The sequence below is a fragment of the Paraburkholderia sp. RL17-368-BIF-A genome, from assembly GCF_046054045.1.
GTDB classification, from domain to species: domain Bacteria; phylum Pseudomonadota; class Gammaproteobacteria; order Burkholderiales; family Burkholderiaceae; genus Paraburkholderia; species Paraburkholderia graminis.
The window spans coordinates 1-17672 of the sequence record NZ_JARESN010000002.1; the positions used below are offsets into that span (position 1 = coordinate 1).

16 protein-coding genes are annotated in these 17672 nt (G+C 63.6%); 11 read left to right on the forward strand and 5 right to left on the reverse strand.

Annotated features, from left to right (window positions below):
* Window positions 1-42: 42 nt before the first annotated feature.
* Window positions 43-552, reverse strand: coding sequence for a DUF1993 domain-containing protein (locus P0D87_RS03070; RefSeq protein ID WP_006052073.1), 510 nt, complete (start codon window positions 550-552; stop codon window positions 43-45).
* A 312-nt stretch (window positions 553-864) separates the two neighbouring features.
* Between P0D87_RS03070 and P0D87_RS03075 the strand changes: the two genes are divergently transcribed.
* The 6 genes from P0D87_RS03075 (at window position 865) to P0D87_RS03100 (ending at window position 6302) form a co-directional block, all read left to right on the forward strand.
* Window positions 865-2424 (forward strand): S53 family peptidase, encoded by a 1560-nt coding sequence (locus tag P0D87_RS03075; RefSeq protein ID WP_408636722.1) that lies wholly within the window; start codon window positions 865-867, stop codon window positions 2422-2424.
* Between the two features lie 91 nt (window positions 2425-2515).
* Window positions 2516-4168, forward strand: a complete 1653-nt coding sequence (locus P0D87_RS03080) for a S10 family peptidase (RefSeq protein WP_006052075.1) — start codon at window positions 2516-2518, stop codon at window positions 4166-4168.
* A gap of 162 nt (window positions 4169-4330) precedes the next feature.
* Window positions 4331-4969 (forward strand): hypothetical protein, encoded by a 639-nt coding sequence (locus P0D87_RS03085; RefSeq protein WP_029966092.1) that lies wholly within the window; start codon window positions 4331-4333, stop codon window positions 4967-4969.
* A gap of 218 nt (window positions 4970-5187) precedes the next feature.
* Entirely contained in the window at window positions 5188-5547 is a 360-nt protein-coding gene (locus tag P0D87_RS03090) for a hypothetical protein (protein WP_006052077.1), read from the forward strand.
* Window positions 5548-5868: 321 nt separating this feature from the next.
* A complete protein-coding gene (locus P0D87_RS03095; protein ID WP_171799985.1) occupies window positions 5869-6018 on the forward strand; it encodes a hypothetical protein in 150 nt (49 codons plus the stop codon).
* A 5-nt stretch (window positions 6019-6023) separates the two neighbouring features.
* Window positions 6024-6302 (forward strand): RNA-binding protein, encoded by a 279-nt coding sequence (locus tag P0D87_RS03100; RefSeq protein ID WP_006052079.1) that lies wholly within the window; start codon window positions 6024-6026, stop codon window positions 6300-6302.
* 27 nt (window positions 6303-6329) lie between these two features.
* Here the strand turns inward: P0D87_RS03100 and nadE are convergent, their stop codons facing one another.
* Both nadE and P0D87_RS03110 read right to left on the reverse strand, forming a co-directional pair.
* Window positions 6330-7190 (reverse strand): NAD(+) synthase, encoded by an 861-nt coding sequence (nadE, locus tag P0D87_RS03105; RefSeq protein ID WP_053859391.1) that lies wholly within the window; start codon window positions 7188-7190, stop codon window positions 6330-6332.
* Between the two features lie 151 nt (window positions 7191-7341).
* Complete coding sequence (locus tag P0D87_RS03110; RefSeq protein ID WP_053859390.1) at window positions 7342-8901, reverse strand: ABC1 kinase family protein; 1560 nt, start codon at window positions 8899-8901, stop codon at window positions 7342-7344.
* Between the two features lie 264 nt (window positions 8902-9165).
* On the opposite strand from P0D87_RS03110, the gene P0D87_RS03115 reads away from it, so the two are divergent.
* The 3 genes from P0D87_RS03115 to P0D87_RS03125 all read left to right on the forward strand — a co-directional run bounded on the left by P0D87_RS03115 (window position 9166) and on the right by P0D87_RS03125 (window position 12200).
* Window positions 9166-10695 (forward strand): PAS domain-containing hybrid sensor histidine kinase/response regulator family protein, encoded by a 1530-nt coding sequence (locus P0D87_RS03115; RefSeq protein ID WP_408636723.1) that lies wholly within the window; start codon window positions 9166-9168, stop codon window positions 10693-10695.
* A 195-nt stretch (window positions 10696-10890) separates the two neighbouring features.
* The gene (locus P0D87_RS03120) at window positions 10891-11748 is read left to right on the forward strand and encodes an AraC family transcriptional regulator (RefSeq protein WP_053859389.1); all 858 of its coding nucleotides are present in this window, start codon (window positions 10891-10893) and stop codon (window positions 11746-11748) included.
* A 44-nt stretch (window positions 11749-11792) separates the two neighbouring features.
* On the forward strand, window positions 11793-12200 hold the full coding sequence (locus P0D87_RS03125; protein ID WP_053859388.1) for a DUF2000 domain-containing protein: 408 nt from the start codon (window positions 11793-11795) through the stop codon (window positions 12198-12200).
* A 158-nt stretch (window positions 12201-12358) separates the two neighbouring features.
* On the opposite strand, the gene P0D87_RS03130 is transcribed toward P0D87_RS03125, so the two are convergent.
* The gene (locus tag P0D87_RS03130; protein ID WP_408636724.1) at window positions 12359-13567 is read right to left on the reverse strand and encodes an acetyl-CoA C-acetyltransferase; all 1209 of its coding nucleotides are present in this window, start codon (window positions 13565-13567) and stop codon (window positions 12359-12361) included.
* A 104-nt stretch (window positions 13568-13671) separates the two neighbouring features.
* Complete coding sequence (locus P0D87_RS03135; RefSeq protein WP_053860739.1) at window positions 13672-14439, reverse strand: 3-hydroxyacyl-CoA dehydrogenase; 768 nt, start codon at window positions 14437-14439, stop codon at window positions 13672-13674.
* Window positions 14440-14655: 216 nt separating this feature from the next.
* On the opposite strand from P0D87_RS03135, the gene P0D87_RS03140 reads away from it, so the two are divergent.
* Both P0D87_RS03140 and P0D87_RS03145 read left to right on the forward strand, forming a co-directional pair.
* Entirely contained in the window at window positions 14656-15672 is a 1017-nt protein-coding gene (locus P0D87_RS03140; RefSeq protein ID WP_053859386.1) for an AraC family transcriptional regulator, read from the forward strand.
* Window positions 15673-15966: 294 nt separating this feature from the next.
* Window positions 15967-17655 carry a tannase/feruloyl esterase family alpha/beta hydrolase gene (locus tag P0D87_RS03145; RefSeq protein ID WP_171799984.1) on the forward strand — a complete coding sequence of 563 codons (1689 nt, stop codon included), beginning with the start codon at window positions 15967-15969 and terminating at the stop codon, window positions 17653-17655.
* The last annotated feature ends 17 nt before the right edge of the window (window positions 17656-17672 follow it).

The window sequence follows — 17672 nt, forward strand, 5'->3', positions numbered from 1 at the left end:
CGGCCGATCACTGAACTTCGGCCGCGCGCATACGGCCGGCTCTTACTTCAGCCCGCCCAGATAGTCGAGCTTGCCGAGCTCCACACCGTTATGGCGCAAGATGTCGTACGCGGTCGTCACGTGGAAGAAAAAGTTCGGCAGCACAAATCCCAGCAGATACGACTGACCGGTGAACTCGATCGGTCCGCTGCGCATTTTCAATGTGATCGCGCGCTCTTCCGAGCCGTCGATCTGCTGAGGGGTGAATTCCTTCAGATAGTCGATCGTCTTTTGAAGGCGAGCGTGCAGTTCGTCGAAAGTCTGTTCGACGTCTTCGTACTTGGGCGCTTCGACATCCGCAAGCCGCGCGGCGCAGCCCTTCGCGGTATCGCTTGCGATGTACACCTGACGCGTGAGCGGCAACATGTCCGGCGCGAGGCGCGCGTTCGTGAACACCGCGGGTTCGATCTGCTTTTGCGCGGCGTGCGCCTGAGCTTTGCCGAGGATGCCTTGCAGATTGGTGAGGCCGCGAATCAGCACGGGCAGTGATGCTTGATACATCGAGATTGACATGAGGTTCCTCTGATTCTTCGATCTTGCGCGCGGACGCGCGAGGCAATGCAATGTAACGGCTAAACGGCCGCTGCAGCATCATAGCCGAGCGCCGCGGACCACGCATCGGACGCCGCGGCGCCTGGCCATTCGGCCGACTGCCGCTCGGACTGGAACTGTGTTCGAATGCATTGGTCCGAAGGTTTGCGAAGTCCCGCATGCCGCGCTTCGCATGCAGCACCTTCCAATAGCTGTCGTCGGGCGTTGAGTGGATGGGCGCGTGCGCCGGTCCGTCTCGCATCCGGCGCCGTCATGCCAAGAGGAGAGTCGCACATGGCCACCAAGCATCCGCTGCCCGGAAGCGAGCGCAACGTAGAACGAGGTTCCAAACTCATCGGCGACTGCGATCCATCGGAGAAGATCGAGGTCTTCGTGATGCTGCGCCGTCAGCAGCAGGCGCAGTTCGACGCGCTGATGAGCCGGATCGAAGCCGGCGACCCCAACGTGAAGCCGCTGTCGCGCGAGGCGATGGCCAAAGACTACGGCGCAGCCCCCGACGACGTCGCCAAAGTCAAGGCATTTGCCGCCGCGCATGGGCTGACGGTGGTGCGCGAGGATCTGGCCGCGCGCTCGGTGCTGCTGTCGGGCACTGTCGCGCAGTTCCAGAGCGCGTTCGAAGTCAAGCTCGAAAAGTATCAGCACCATACGTCCGGCGAATTCCGCGGACGGACCGGCGCGGTCAACGTGCCGGACGATCTGCACGACGTCGTCGAGGCGGTGCTCGGGCTCGACAACCGCCCGCAGGCGCGGCCGCACTTTCGCATTCGTCCGCCGTTCAGGCCGGCTAAAACACATCAGGCTTCGTTCACGCCGCTGCAGTTGGCGTCGCTCTACAAGTTTCCGCAGGGCGACGGCAACGGCCAGTGTGTCGGCATCATCGAGCTGGGCGGCGGTTACGATCCGGCGGATCTGAAGTCGTACTTCGCGAGCCTCGGCGTGCCTTCGCCCACGGTGAAATCGGTCAGCGTCGACCAGGCGCGCAACGAGCCGACCGGCGATCCGAACGGCCCGGACGGCGAGGTCACGCTCGACATCGAGATTGTCGGCGCCATCGTGCCGGGCGCGACGATCGCGGTGTACTTCGCGCCGAACAGCGACGCCGGGTTTATCGATGCAGTGAGCCGCGCGGTGCACGACACGGTCAACAAGCCGTCGGTGATTTCGATCAGTTGGGGCGGCCCGGAGTCGATCTGGACGAGCCAGTCGCTGAAGGCGTTCAACAGCGTGCTGCAAACCGCGGCGGCGCTCGGCGTGACGGTGTGCGCGGCGTCCGGCGACAGCGGCTCGAGCGACGGCGCCAATGGCGGCGATAACGTCGACTTTCCGGCGGCGAGCCCGTATGTGCTCGCGTGCGGCGGCACGAGCCTCACCGCGTCCGGCACGTCGATTACGCACGAGGTGGTGTGGAACGACGGACCGCAAGGCGGCGCGGGCGGCGGTGGCGTGAGCGGCGCGTTTGCGTTGCCGGCGTGGCAGGAGGGGCTTTCGGTGGCGTTGTCGGCGGGCGGCAAGAAGCCGCTTGCGAAGCGCGGCGTGCCCGATGTCGCCGGCGATGCCTCGCCGCTTACCGGCTACACGGTGCTGGTCGGCGGCACGCAAACGGTGGTAGGCGGAACGAGCGCGGTCGCGCCGCTGTGGGCCGCGCTGATTGCGCGCATCAACGCGGCGAAGGGCGCGCCGGCGGGCTTCGTGAATCCGAAGCTGTACAAGGCGGCGGGCGTGTGCAACGACATCACGCAGGGCAATAACGGCAGCTTCGCGGCGTCCAAGGGCTGGGACGCCTGCACGGGACTCGGCAGTCCCAATGGTCAGAAAGTGGCTGCCGCACTATAGTCAGCAGGTTGATCGGCGAGTTGTCTAGCGAGTCGATCGGCACGAGTCCCGCAGCACCTGCACAAGACGTGAACGTACCCATGGAGCGATCATGACAAGCACAGAGCCAGCGTCCGTTAGTCCGCAGTCGCCGCACAATTCCGAAGCGTCAGCCAGGCCGGCAGCGGCGGGCAAGCACAAGGCGGGCGACCAGCCCTTCTTCGATCCGGTCGCCTACGGCAACGGCCCCGACGATTCCGTCACCGCGACCGACGAGAACGCTGCGATCACGCATCACTCGGTCACGATAGACGGCAAAAAGATCGACTACACGGCGACGGTCGGCCATCTGGTGATCGTCGACCCGAGCAGTTCGCAGCCCGCCGCGCGGATGTTCTACGTGGCGTTCACGCAGGACAACCAGAAAGAGGAAACCCGGCCGCTCACGTTCTTCTATAACGGCGGGCCCGGTTCTTCCGCGGTGTTCGTGCTGCTCGGCTCGTTCGGGCCGCGCCGCATCAGGACGTCGATGCCGAACTTCACGCCGCCCGCGCCGTACACGATCGAAGACAACCCCGACAGCCTGCTCGACAAGAGCGACCTGATTTTCGTCAACCCGGTCGGAACCGGCTATTCCGCGGCCGTCGCGCCGAAAAAGAACCGCGACTTCTGGGGCGTCGACCAGGACGCCGATTCGATCGCGCAGTTCATCAAGCGCTTTCTGACGAAGAACAATCGCTGGAATTCGCCGAAGTATCTGTTCGGCGAGTCGTACGGCACCGCGCGCAGTTGCGTGGTCGCTTACCGGTTGCACGAAGGCGGCGTCGATCTGAACGGCATCACGCTGCAATCGTCGATACTCGATTACACGCAGGCCGGCAATCCGGTCGGCGCGCTGCCCACGGCCGCCGCCGACGCGTGGTATCACAAGAAGCTCGGCATCGCGCCGCGGCCGACGGATCTCGGCGCGTTCGCCGAGGAAGTCGCGCAGTTCGCCCGCACCGATTACCTCGCGGCGTTGCGCAAATTCCCGACCACCGACGCAGCGACGGTCGAGAAGCTCGCCGAATACACCGGCATCGACAAGACGACCTTGCTTGCGTGGAGCCTCGACATAGCGTCGTACGACAGCCGCGGCAATTCGCTGTTCCTGACCACGCTGCTCAAGTCCAAGGGTCTCGTGCTGGGCGCCTACGACGGCCGCGTCACCGCCATCGGCACCGGCATTGCGGGCAAGATCGATCCGAACTCGGGCGGCAACGATCCGACCATGACGGCCGTGTCCGGCGTCTATACGACGATGTGGAACGTCTATCTGAACGAGCAGTTGAAGTACACGTCGAACTCGGCCTTCACGGATCTCAACGATCAGGCGTTCCAGTTCTGGGACTTCAGCCACATCGACCCGACCGGCGCGCAGAAGGGCGTGGACGACAAGGGCAACGTGATTCTCTACACGGCCGGCGACCTCGCGGCGGTCATGGCGCTCAATCCCGATCTGAAGGTGCTGTCGGCAAACGGCTTTTATGATTTCGTCACACCGTTCTATCAGACGGTGCTCGATTTGCAGCAAATGCCGCTGCTCAGTCAGCAGGTGCGGCAGAACCTGTCGGCGCGCTTTTATCCGTCGGGCCACATGATTTATCTCGACGGCGGCTCGCGCACCGCGCTGAAGGCGGACCTCGCGCACATGTACGACTCGACGGTGGCCAACACTGAGGCACTTAGCCGCATCCGGGCGTTGCAGGCGCGCACGGCGCAATAGCGAAAGGGCGGGGTTCCACGGCGGCTGTCGCGGTCGCCGTGGAAAGTTTGTAGCGCTCCCGCGCACCGCTCAGAGTCGGCGGTTTTTTCCGTATGCGGATCGAATGTGTTTTAATTGCCTTGCGAATTGAACTACCGCGTGCCTCGACAGGCGCGCCGACGAATGAAGGCAGGCATTGCAGACAGGCGTCGCGGCGAGGCTTCCGGCGACCACATAGGCAGTACTTTTCGACCGCGCGCAGTTGCGTTCGCGCGGCGGCGCGCGTGGCGCGCGCGTTTCACGCTGACGCTGGGCCTTGCCGCGCTGCTCGCAGTGCGCGTCGGCGCAGTGTATGCGCAGGACGCGGCCATGCTCGACGAACGCGTGACGCAGCAATCCATCCGCGAGACGATTTGCCGCCCTGGCTATGCGAGCGCGGTCTCGCCGCCGTTCGATGAACTGATGGCGCACAAGGACCGGATGCTCGCGGAGCGCGGCATCGACGCAGACGACGGCGCCGAGTTCGCGCTCGATCGGCGCGTGCCCGTGGTGCTCGGCGGCTCGCCGGACGCGCCGTCCAATCTCGGCCTTCTGCCTTGGGCGGGACGGCAGGGCGAGCGGCGCAAGGCGCGCGCGGCGGTCATGCTCAAGCGTTGCGTCTGCGAGGGCAAGCTGAGTCTCGCGGAAGCGCAGGCGGCGATCGTCGGTGATTGGTCGGTGGTCTATTCTGGCTTTAGCCAGGAGTCTTGCGACATCAGCCGGCTGGATGTCGCGACGAGCGCCGACAGCGGGCGCGCAGCGGGGCGCGGCACGCAGCCGTAACGGTTGGTGTCGGCGCGGATCGCGCCGCGCTTGCGAAAAAGGTTGAATGCGCCGGAACGCTCGATCCTGTCTCCAGCTTTGCGGGCGTGACCCACAAACGCTTTTTGTCAGCGCGTGCCGCCAGCCCGCATTACTTACTTGTCGTCGCCGCTCGCCGTCTTTCAGCACGCGGCTTTCGCATCGAACTCGCCGAATCAACTCATTCCTGGAGAATTACCATGACTTATTCACGTCTTGCCGCAGCGACGCTTGCCGTGCTGAGCGTTGCATGCGCCGTCGGCGCCGCGCCCGTGTTCGCCGCCGAGCCGGCGCATTGCGGCAAAGCCGACGCGCTGCAAATTCGCGGCGATGTGCCCGCGGCCATCAGCTTCGATGTCTATCGTCAACTGCGTCCGCTGAACGCGCAGCGCATCGCGCTCTTTCAGTCGGCCGGAGAAGTGAAGCATTTGCCCGACGGACTCGCCGTGTGCGAAGTGGCGGACGACGGCGTGGACGATCCGTCCGCGGTGCTGGTCGCATTGCCGCAAGGCAAGAACGCGTGGTGGGTGAGCGCGGCCAACGTGCAGGACGCGGACTGACGCTCGCGCGGCGAGCAGCAGCTTCCGTTCGCCGATCGGCGCAACGAACTCCGGCATGCGTGCCGCGGTCCGCTTCTTGCAACCCGCGTCTGCACGCGCAATGTTCAGCACAATTTCCAGGCGCCGCGGCGCAGTTAGTCAAAACAGTGTTGCTGCCGAACGGAAAGGGCGCGGTTCAGGTACAGTGCACATTGATCGTGCTACCGGTGCGAGCTTGTCATGGTGACGCCGCGTCGCATCGCGTGTCCGATCGTAAGTGGCTATCCTTAAACAGGACCCGGCGGGCTCATCGGAATACCGCGCGGAATATCGGAGATTCAAATGATCGCTTTCTACCTGTCATTGGCCGCGCTCGGCGCGGCGGGCACCGCACTCATCCGCGAACTGGCCGCCGCGCAGGCGAGACAACGCGCGGCATTGCGCCCGGCGCGCGTGCGCGTCGACAGGTCCGGCGGCAGCCGCCAGGAGTAGGCAGCATGAACCTGATCGTGCGCAACATCGCGCCGTCGTGCACCGAGCAGGAAGTGCGCGAATTCCTCAAGCACGAGCTGGGGCATTACGCGCGCAACGTCGAGGTCGTCGACGCGGGCACGCCTGGCGCCTACGCCACGGTCGAACTCGATGCGCAAGTGCCGTATGTCGGCGAAGTCATCGCGCGGCAGATTCATGGCAAGCACCTGGGCGGAATGGCGCTCGAGGCGAGCGCCGATCTTTTCACCGACGACTCGCCGCCCGCCCAGCCGCCCGCGCACTAAGCGCTGAGCGGCGGTTCGCGTTGCGGCTCACGCTTCGCTCGTGGGCGCGGGCCAATCGAACGGCGTGTACGGCAGCGCGCGCTTGTGCTGCGTCACATCGTAGAAACGCAAGATGATGTTGCGTGCTTCGTCGCTGACCGGTTTGCCTTCCAGGAAGTCGTCGATCGTCTCGTACGGTACGCCGTAGGCATCTTCGTCGGGCCGTTGCGGGCGCAACGCTTCGAGGTCCGCGGTCGGCACCTTGTGCGCGAGCGCGTCCGAGGCACCGAGCGCCTTCGCGACCGCACGCACGCGGCGCTTGTTGAGGCCCGCGAGCGGCAGCACATCGGCGCCGCCGTCGCCGAACTTCGTAAAAAATCCCATTAGCGATTCCGCCGCGTGATCCGTGCCGATCACGACGCCCGTGCGCGTGCTCGCCACCGCGTACTGGGCAATCATTCTTTGCCGCGCCTTGATGTTGCCGTGCACGAAGTCTTCCTGCGCTTCGTCCGCGAACGGCAGGCCGCTTTGATGCAGCGACGCGAGCATCGCGTCGGCGGCGGGCTTGATGTCGATGGTCAGCGTCTCGTCCGCACGAATGAAGGCGAGCGCCTGCTGCGCGTCGGCCTCGTCTTTCTGCTCGCCGTGCGGCAGGCGTATCGCGACGAAACGCGCGTCGTAATTTTCCGCGCGCAAGCGCTCGACGGCCAGTTGCGCGAGGCGCCCGGCCGTCGTCGAATCCACGCCGCCGCTGATGCCGAGCACGTACGTCTTCAGGCCGTTGCTGCGCAGATAGTTCGCGAGAAAAGAGATGCGGCGCTCGATTTCCTCGTTGGCGTCGAAGCCGGCGCTAACGTGCATTTCCGCCGCGATGTTGGTCTGAACAGTGGCTGGATCGGTCTGCTTCATGGTTGTCTTGCTCCTTGCTGGTGGCGCAGTGCTTTCTGATGAAGAACGGCTTCCGCGATCGTACGAGCATGTAGCGGACCCGCGAAGTTTTGATCGGCAGAACGCGACGGGCCGCGCAAGCACATCAACACATCAACGCGTCACGCCAACATCACCACATCAACAACACGGTGCCCGCGCCGAGGACGCCGCCGCACAACACACATGCCCACAACAGCGCGCGCGTGCGCCGATATTCGCGGCCGATCTCGGCAAGCAGTCGAGCGTTTTGTCCCGGCGAGCGCGCGCGATCGTGCTCGTGCTGCAGATAGCGCACGGCCAGTTGCGGCACGCGCGGCAGCATGTGCGCGAGATGCGGCAGTTCGCGTGAAATGCGCTTGAACCAGCCGCGGTGATCGATGTCGCGCCGCGCAATATCCGCGAGCACACCGCGCGCGATATTCCATGTATCGACGCCCGGATGCAGCGCCCGCGCCAGCATTTCGGCCTGCTGGAACGAGCGTTGCGCGGTGGCGAGGCGGCTCGATACCGTACCGTCGAACGGATGCACCGCGTGGAGCAGATGATGAAACAGCGAGCCCGCCGAACGGTCCTCTGGCGCCGCCGCGAAATGCGCTTCGGCACGCGTGCGCAACTCCGCTTCGAGCAGCTCGGCGCGCGTGTCGTGCGGCACGTGTCCCGCGTCGCGATGCAGTTCCGCGAGCCGTCCATAGTCCTGCTCGAACAGCGCAGTCGCGCCGTGCACGAAGAACTCGCGCTCGCCGGTCGACAGGCTCGACATGATCGAAAACTCGGCCAGCACGAGACGGCCCAGCGAATCCGGTTCGATGCTCACGCGAACCCGCCGCGCGTCGAGCGTCGCGTGAAAGAAGCCGTGTTCGAAAGCCTGCTCGGTCACGACTTCGACAATATGCGCGGCGAGCGGCGCGAGTTTCACATGATGCGCGTGCAGGCCGCTCAGGTCGCTCGCCGGCAATGTGTCGATGCGCTGCATGGTGAGCGTGAGGGGCGTGCACAGGTCCCAGATCACGTTGGGCACGACGATGCGCGTGTCGCCGTCGAAATGATGGCCGGTCTGACTCAGATTGGCGGCTTCGGCGCGCAGATCGAAGCGGCGCAGGATGTCGTCGGTGAAGGTTTGCGCGAGCGCCCGCAGCCGCAGGCGGCGCGCCGTGCCGGACACTTTTTCCAGCCAGCGCGCGACCCAGCGCAACAGCGCGAGTTCGTCGCCGATCTGCTGCAACTGGCCGGCGCGCAGCAGCTTGATCGCCACCTCGCGATGACCGTTGACCGGCATGATGAGCCGAGCGAAATGCGTCTGTTCGGCAAAACCGCTGCGCACCGGAACCAGGTCCACCGCGCTGAAAAGCGTGGCAAGCGGGCGGCCGAACGCGCGCGCCAGCGCCTCCTCGGATTCGCGCGGCGGCAGCGGCGTTTCCAGATGATCGACGGCGTCGATGGCGTCGTGCAATGTCGCGTTCGCCAGTTCGGGACGCTCGACTAGCGTCTTCGCGAAACGGCCGGCAAGCGGGCCGAGCGCCGGCAGCAGGCCGTGCACGCTGCGCGCGCTGTCCGCCGACGCATGCACGCGGCCGACGAGTTCGATCATCCAGTGGAGCTTGCGATCGGACGGCGCGGCGAGCCAGAGCAGGCGCGCGCCATATCGCAGCGCGTGGTAAAGCAGTAGTAAGCGGCGAAACAGTGGCGGCATCGGAGTTCGATCGACGGCAATGCGGCGCGCGTCCAACTGCCGCGCCGCGGGGCCAGGACGCTCAGATTATCAGGGATGCGCGGTGTGCGGCGTGCGGTCGCATTCAACGACGTGTTGCCGAATGCGCACGACCTTCATCTTCAATTCGATAGCGGCGCCATCAGCAAGCAAACAGGCTTCCGGTTGCCGCCTGAACGGCCCGCGCATGCCGAGGGTAAAATGAGTCCGGTAAGTACATTTTTTTACCGATTTGGAACAACCCTTATGAGTCAGAGTGACGACAGGCAGGATGTGACGCGCGAAACAGAGGAGCAGTTCCGGATTCTCGTTCAGGGCGTCACTGACTACGCGATATTCATGCTTTCGCCTGCCGGAGTTGTCACGAGTTGGAACGTCGGCGCCGAGCGGATCAAGGGGTATCGGCAGTCGGAGATCATCGGCGAGCATTTCTCGCGTTTCTACACGGACGAGGACAAAGCGGCCGGCGCGCCCGCGCAGATACTCGCGATCGCGGCGAGAGAAGGCCGTGCCGAACGCGAAGGATGGCGGGTTCGCAAAGGCGGCAGCCGCTTCTGGGCGCATGTCGTGGTCGACGCGATCCGCGACGAAGCGGGTGCTCTCGTCGGATTTGCAAAGGTGACGCGCGACATCACCGAGCGCAAGGAAGCCGCGGCCGCGCTCGAGAAGGCCAACGCCGCGCTGTTCCAGGCGCAGAAGATGGAAGCGATCGGGCGGCTGACGGGCGGCGTCGCGCACGACTTCAACAATCTGCTGGCCGTGCTTTCGAACGGTCTCGAGGTGCTCGCGCTGCAGGCGCGCACGCCGCTCGACAAGAAAATGATCGACGGGATGCGGCGGGCGATCGACCGCGGCGCGTCGCTGACGCAGCAGTTGCTGTCGTTCGCGCGGCAACAGCCGTTGCAGGCGCAGGTACACGACCTCAACGGATTGATTCGCGAGTTCACGCCCATGCTCTCGCGGGCCGGCAACCGCAACACGCATGTCGAGCTTGGCCTGCATGCCACGCACGCTTTCGCATCCGTCGATGCCGCGCGTTTCGAGGCCGCTCTGCTCAATCTGGTTGTCAACGCGGTCGACGCCATGCCGACCGGCGGCGCGGTCACGATTACCACCGACACGGTCCAGTCGGAGACGGAAGTGACCCCGGCGCTGCCTGCCGGGCACTACGTCCGCATTTCGGTTGCGGATACCGGTAGCGGCATGTCGGAGGACGTGCTCGCGCAGGCGTTCGAACCGTTTTTCACGACCAAGCAGCCAGGCAAGGGCACGGGACTGGGCTTGAGTCAGGTGTACGGGTTTATCGCCCAGTCGGGCGGCGACGTGCATCTATCGAGCGAATTGGGCAAGGGCACGACGGTCGATCTTTATCTGCCCGTCGCGGAGCCGCCGGCAGCCGTCGGTCTGCCGTCGACGGCAAGGCATGAGACCGTTTTGCTGGTCGAGGACGAGCCCGACGTGCTCGGCGTTGCGTCCGAACTGTTGATGAACATCGGCTACGAAGTGGTGCCCGCGAGCAGCGCGTCGGAGGCGGCGCTGATTCTCGAGGAGCGGGCTGACATCGATGTTGTTTTCACCGACATCTCGATGGCCCACGGCATGAGCGGACTCGAACTGGCGCAACTCGTGCGCGCGCACTATCCGGCGATCAGGGTGGTGCTCACGTCGGGCTATTCGCCGGCTCCGCTGCACGACGAGAAGAGTGAACTGCGGGATCTGATATTCGTGCAAAAGCCGTATCGGTTGGCCGATCTTGCGAAGGCGCTGCGGGCGTGAGCGTGAGCGTGAGCGGGAATTGCGGGAGCTCGCTTATGGTCCGCTTTGTCCGCTTTGTCCGCTTTGGCTGATCAACGAGTCGCTTGCGAAGACGCGATACGGCGACTCATCGAGGTTCAGATGATCGGGCATAGGGAACGCATTTACGCAGTAGTCGTGCGCTAACGCAATATGCCGACACCATTGGAGTAAGCGATGACAGGCGCAACCGTGTTTAACGAGCGGACCGATCACTGGCTCGTCGCGCGGCGCGATCCCGAGACGGGCATTGAAGGGCTGCGTGCGCATTTCAGAGGCCACGCCTACGATCCGCACGATCACGACGACATGTTGATCGGCTACACAGAGCAAGGCGTCCAACGTTTTCAGTGCCACCGGTCTTTGCACACGAGCACACCGGGTCGGGCGATCCTGATCGAGCCCGGCGCGCTGCATGACGGTCACGCGCCGGAGGCGAGCGGCTTCACGTATGCCGCGTTGTACCTGCCGCAAGGCTGGGTCGAGCACGCGGCGCGTCAACTGAATCTTCCGGGGTTGCGCGGGGTTGAGGCGGCCTTTAGCCATACGCTGGTGGACGACCAATATCTCGTCGATGCGATTCGGGCGGCTTTTTTCGCCATTTATCACGACGAGGGCAGGCTCGCGCGCGACCAGGCGCTCGACCGCATGCTGACGCAACTCAGCGGTCACGTGCTCGATGCGCCGTCGACGAATGGCTCCGCGATACCGCTCGCCGCGCTTCGCGTGCGCGATCTTTTGCACGAGCAGATGGCCGGCAATATCGGACTCGATGAACTGGCGACGGCTGCGGGCATCGACCGCTTCCGGTTGACGCGCCTCTTCAAGCGCGCGTTCGGCACGTCGCCGCATGCGTATCTGGTGCGTTTGCGTCTGCGCGCCGCGCGTCAAATGCTGGCGAGCGGTCATCAGCCTGCGCAGGTTGCGGCGGCTGTCGGGTTCTCGGATCAGAGTCATCTTGGCCGCTGGTTTCATCGCGCGTACCGGATGACGCCGGCGGCCTATCGGCGCATGTGCACAAACGTTCCAGACTGATCGCCGCGGATCGTGGACCATGAGCGTTCCAAGGAGGGACGTTCATGTTCGAAACAAAAGTGGCGCTGATCGTGCGCGACGATCTGGCTGTGTGGCAAAAACTCAACGTCGTCGCATTTCTCGCGACGGGCGTGGCGGCTGCGATACCCGATGCGCTAGGCGAGCCTTATGAGGACGCTGCGGGACGTCGGTATGGCCGCATGCTCGGGCAACCGATGCTGGTGTTCGCCGCCGATTTGCCGGGTTTGCAGGCTGCGCATCGGCAGGCAGTTAACCGCGAGCTCGAGATTGTGCCGTATGTCCATGCGATGTTTTCGACTGGGCACGATGCGGCGAATCGTGAGGTGTTTCGTGCTCAGGATGCGGGTAATCTGGATTTAGTGGGGCTCGCGGTGCATGGGGCGAGGAAGGCGGTGGATAAGGCGGTGAAGGGGTTGGGGTTGCATGGGTGAGGGGAGAGCGTGAAACGGGACGCGCTGAAATGAGCTCCCGGTGCCACCTAAGGTCGCCGCTGTGGTTGCCTGTCGTGGGCTCGATTCTTCATGCAATCGTCGCCAAGGCTTCCAGTTCTTCCGCCCAAACAGCGCCTTGCAACTGACCCTGATCCCCCTCACCCCACCTCCACCCCCACCGCCGTAGCCTCCCCCCCACCGATACAAAGACTAGCCACCCCACGCTTCCCCCCGCGTTGCCGAAGCGCATCCAGCAGCGTCACGATAACCCGCGCGCCCGTCGCGCCGATCGGATGACCGAGCGCGCAAGCACCGCCATGCACGTTCACGCGCTCATGCGAAAGCGCCAGCTCGCGCATCGCGGCCATGACCACCACGGCGAATGCCTCGTTGATCTCCCAAACGTCGACATCGCTCGCCCGCCATCCCACCTTGGCGAGCAACTTCTGAATCGCACCGACGGGCGCAGTCGTGAACCAGGCCGGTTCCTGCGAATGCGTGGCGTGTCCGCGGATAACGGCGAGCGGCGCCAAGCCATGCTCGCGTGCGGTCGACTGGCGCATCAGAACGAGGGCCGCCGCACCGTCGGCGATGGAACTCGAGTTCGCGGCCGTCACCGTGCCGTCCTTCGCAAACGCGGGTTTGAGCTTCGGGATCTTGTCCAGTTGCGCCTTCGCCGGCGCTTCATCCTCGTCGATGAGTATCTCGCCGTTACGACCCGGCACGGTCATCGGCGCAAGCTCCCAGCGGAACAGGCCGTCGCGCTGCGCCTGCTGCGCCCGCAGCGTGGAGGTCGAAGCGAACGCGTCTTGCGCCTCGCGTGTGAAATCGAAATGGCGCGCGCAGTCCTCGGCGAAGGTGCCCATGAGGCGGCCATCGGAGGCGAGGCCGTAGTGATCCTCCAAGCCGTCGAAGAACATATGGTCGAGTACCTGGCCGTGTCCCAGACGCTGACCCGAGCGTGCCTTGGGCAACAGGTACGGCGCGTTGCTCATGGATTCCATGCCGCCCGCAACGATCACTCGTTGACTGCCGCTGAGCAGCAGATCGTGCGCGAGCATCGCCGCCTTCATCCCCGAGCCGCAGACCTTGTTGATCGTGGTGCAGCCCGCCGATAGCGGCAAACCCGCGCCAAGCGACGCCTGGCGCGCGGGCGCCTGGCCGAGGCCCGCGGGCAGCACGCAGCCCATCAGCACTTCATCGACGGCGTCGGGTTGCAGTCCGGCACGTTGCACCGCGGCCCGGATCGCGTGCGCGCCCAGTACAGGCGCCGTCAGCGAAGCGAAGTTGCCCTGGAAACCACCCAGCGGCGTGCGGGCAGCAGCGACGATCACAACGGGATCATCGGAAGTCGAAGAGGCAGTCATGCGAGTCTCCATTCGCCGCTTCATGGCGGCGTTGCAAAGGGTGAGGAAGGTGTCGTCGTCGATGAATCATTGCCACTCGAACCCGGCGGCGGCGATGACTGAGTTCACTTCGCCGCCATACGAATGGCGCCATCAAGACGAATCACCTCGCCGTTGAGGTAAGTGTTTTCGACGATATGCAGCACAAGTGCCGCGAATTCTTCCGGCCGGCCCAGGCGCGGGGGAAAGGGCACCATCTTCCCAAGCGCGTCCTGTACTTCTGTGGGCATGCCTTTGAGCATCGGCGTCTCCATGATTCCGGGCGCGACGGCGAGCACTCGAATGCCGTGGCGGGCCAATTCGCGCGCGACAGGCAGCGTCATCGCCACGACACCGCCTTTCGATGCAGCGTAGCCCGCTTGCCCGATCTGACCGTCAAAGGCAGCGACCGAAGCGGTATTGACGATGACCCCGCGCTCGCCATCGGCCTCGGGCGTGTTCCCGGCCATGCACGCCGCGGCCAGCCGCACCATGTTGAAGGCGCCGATCAGGTTGATCTGAACGGTGCGCGCAAAACTTTCCAGCCGATGCGGGCCTTCGCGTCCGAGCACTTTCTCGGCGGGCGCAACGCCTGCGCAATTGATCAGGCCATGCAGCGCGCCGAAGGTCTCGCAATACGCGGCCAACGCACGCTCGGCGCTCGCGGAGTCGGATACGTCGGCCCTCGCGAAGTGGGCATTAGCGCCGAGTTCCGCCGGGAGTGAGGCACCGGCGTCCTCGTCGAGATCGATCAGCAGCACGCGGGCGCCGCCCGCTACCAGACGGCGCGCCGTGGCTGCGCCGAGCCCTGAGCCGCCGCCTGTGACGACGAAACCTTCCCCTTGAATCTGCAATGCTGTCTCCTCAAAGTGACCGGCCGGCAAAGCATATTCGCGACGACCAACTGGGTGATCATCGTAAGCGGCACGCGAAACCACGCCCATGTCCATCGACCTCTTCCTGCGTGCGCCTTTCGGACATATCGTGCGGCTCATGCTCAGTGATACCAGGTTTCGCTTACGCCCGGCAGCGATTAACATCAGTGCACTTTCTGTAGGTAGACCCTGACCATGAATGACGCTCAAGACAAGGGCACAACTTCTATCGGCCTCGTGCGCGAAGCAATTCTCGTTGCCACGCAGCGCAATCTCGACGTCTCGGCGGTTCTCCAGCACGCGGGCATCGCGGCGGAATTGCTGAATGCGCCGAGAGCCCGAGTGCCGGCATTAGCCTTTTCGCGTTTGTGGGCGGCTCTCGCCGACTTGATGGACGACGAGTTCTTTGGTCTCGATAGCCACGCATTGCGGCGAGGCAGTTATGCGCTGATGTGTCACGCCGTGCTGCATGCCGACAATCTCGAGCACGCGCTGCGTCGCATGCTGAAGTTCCTGCGCGCGGTTCTCGACGACATTCATGGCGAGTTGCGCTGCGAAGGCGAGCATGCACTGATCGTCCTGCATGACGATGGCCGAACGCGCCGCCTCTTTGCCTACGGGACCTGGTTTATCCTCGTGCACGGTCTCGCGTGCTGGCTCGCACGCAGACGCATTCCGCTGATCGAGATGAGGTTCCGCGCTTCGGCGCCAACGGATGACAGCGACTACCGTATGCGCTTTTGCGAGGATGTGACGTTCTCCGCGGAAGAAACGCTGATCCGGTTCGATCGCAGTTTTCTCGACCTCAAACTGTCCGAGACGGAAGCGAGCCTGCGTGCTTTTCTGCAAAATGCACCCGCCAATATCCTGGTCAAGTATCGCAACGAATCGAGTACTACGGCCCTCGTCAGACGCCGGCTAAGAAACCAGATCCCCGACGACTGGCCTGACCTCGACGAGCTATCGCGATTAATGAATCTATCCGCGGCCACGCTGCAACGCCGCCTGTTGGCTGAAGGCACGAACTATCGGCAACTGAAAGACGAATTGCGGCGTGACATCGCAATCGAGTTGTTTTCGAACAGTACTCTCACGGTCGCAGAAGTCGCTGCACGCACTGGATTTCAGGAAACGAGTGCTTTTCACCGGGCCTTCAGAAAGTGGACGGGGGCGAGTCCGGGAATGTACCGTCAGGGCAAGGCGAGTTCTTAACCGTTAGAACACATAGCATCGTCATCACACCATTCACGCGTTCAGATGTGCTTGCACGTCTGAATGGTCGAAAGATTCAATCCTCTTCTCCCAATCACGCCTCGCGCGAACGCTCATTCGATTAAGCGGAGCGTGTCCGCACGCCTCATGAAAACTGAGGTCGGCGGACATGGATCGGTGCGCCGAGCAGGCTGACACTGCACTCGCGTTCGGCAGATCAAAGGACGCGTCGCGCCCGGTTGCGCAAAGCAACCGAGCCACTCATTGCGGTATAAAAAATAGACGGAGACGAGAATGAGAACCCGGTTGAGAAGCCGCCGAAGCTCGGCAATGGTGAGTGCTTTATTCGCCGCATCGGCGATTGCCGTATCCGGCTGCGGCGGCAGTGATTCCGCGCCGGCCAACGTCGCGGTCGCGACGCCCGCCGCGAAATGTAGTGCGTTGGCGGGTACGACCGTTCCCGCCGGCTCGATCGGATTGCCGACAACGGGTGCCACTATCGTATCCGCGACGCTCGTTGCAGCTACCGATTCCGGCAACGGCAACGGCGAATACTGCAAGGTTCTCGGAGCTATTCATCCGGTGGATTTCAATGCGCCGGATATTCGAGTGGAGGCGGATCTACCGACTAACTTCAACGGCAAAGTCGTTCACTTTGGCGGCGGGGGATTCGACGGCACCATCCCCGATACTGAAGGCTTTCCCGCGGACGGGTTCTTATCCGGAGCAGAGCCCGCAGGCGTCAGTACACCATTGCGCAGAGGTTATGTGACTGTCGGCAGCGACGCTGGGCATGAGGGAAACTTTATGGACGGTTCGTTCGCGGCAAACGATGAGGCACTCGCCAACTACTCAGGCGACCACATCAAGAAGACGCGTGACTTCGCAGCGTACATCGCAAAGGCAAGATACGGCTCGGACTTCACGCACAGTTATTTTATTGGCGGTTCAGGCGGAGGCCGGCAAGGTCTGATTGCGGCACAACGATTCCCGCATGACTACGACGGCATCATTTCCACATATCCCGCTTCAGGAATAACAGGACTGTGGCTTCAGATGGGCAGGATCTCGCGATCGCTGCTGGCGCCCGGAGGATACGTCACGCCTGCCAAAGGCAAGGTTCTTCTCGAAGCAGTCATCAAGCAATGCGATGCTCTGGATGGCGTGGCTGACGGCATTATCAGTAACCCCGCGGCATGCGTATTCGATCCAGCAACGATTCGTTGCCCGAGCGGCGTCGACACTGGCGATAGCTGCTTGTCGGACGCGCAAATCAATACGATGACCACCGCCGGCACGCCGCTTAACCTTAGCTTCAACCTGGTAAACGGAGTCCAGACTTTCCCCGCATTTAACGCGTTCACGGGAGCAGACTTCTGGTCCGTCGCCTTTGCATGGGGCGCGTCAGCCACCGATGCGGTAGTCGAGCCTGGCGTGATCGGCAAAAGCGCGTTCTTCTATACGTTTTCAAATGACATGCTTCGATTCGCGGTTGCTCGCGATCCTGGCTTGAGCACGCTGAACTTTAATCCGGCCAACCCCGGATCATTAACCTCGCGCGTGCAAGCGGTGAGCGCGCTCATGGACAGCACGAGTACCGACCTGAGTCAATTCCAGGCGCGCGGCGGCAAGATCATTCTGCAGCACGGACAATCGGATCAGTTCATTCCGGCGCAATTGTCGATTGATTACTACGACCGGCTGGTATCCCGGTTCGGGCAGGGACCACTGGGTCAATTTCTAAAGTTCTATGTGGTGCCGGGCGCGGCGCACAGTGCCGGCGGGCAATTCAATGGTTCATATGACGGTCTGACGGCATTGGACAACTGGGTGACGAAAGGCGTCGAACCCAAAAATCTGATTATCACCGACCTCGCTCCGCCGGCAGTCGGACGCACGCGGCCAATCTGCGAATACCCGCAGTGGCCCAAATACGTCGGCGGCGATCAGAACCTTGCGGCCAGCTTCGTGTGCTCTAACTAATCGCGTTGGCAGCGCGC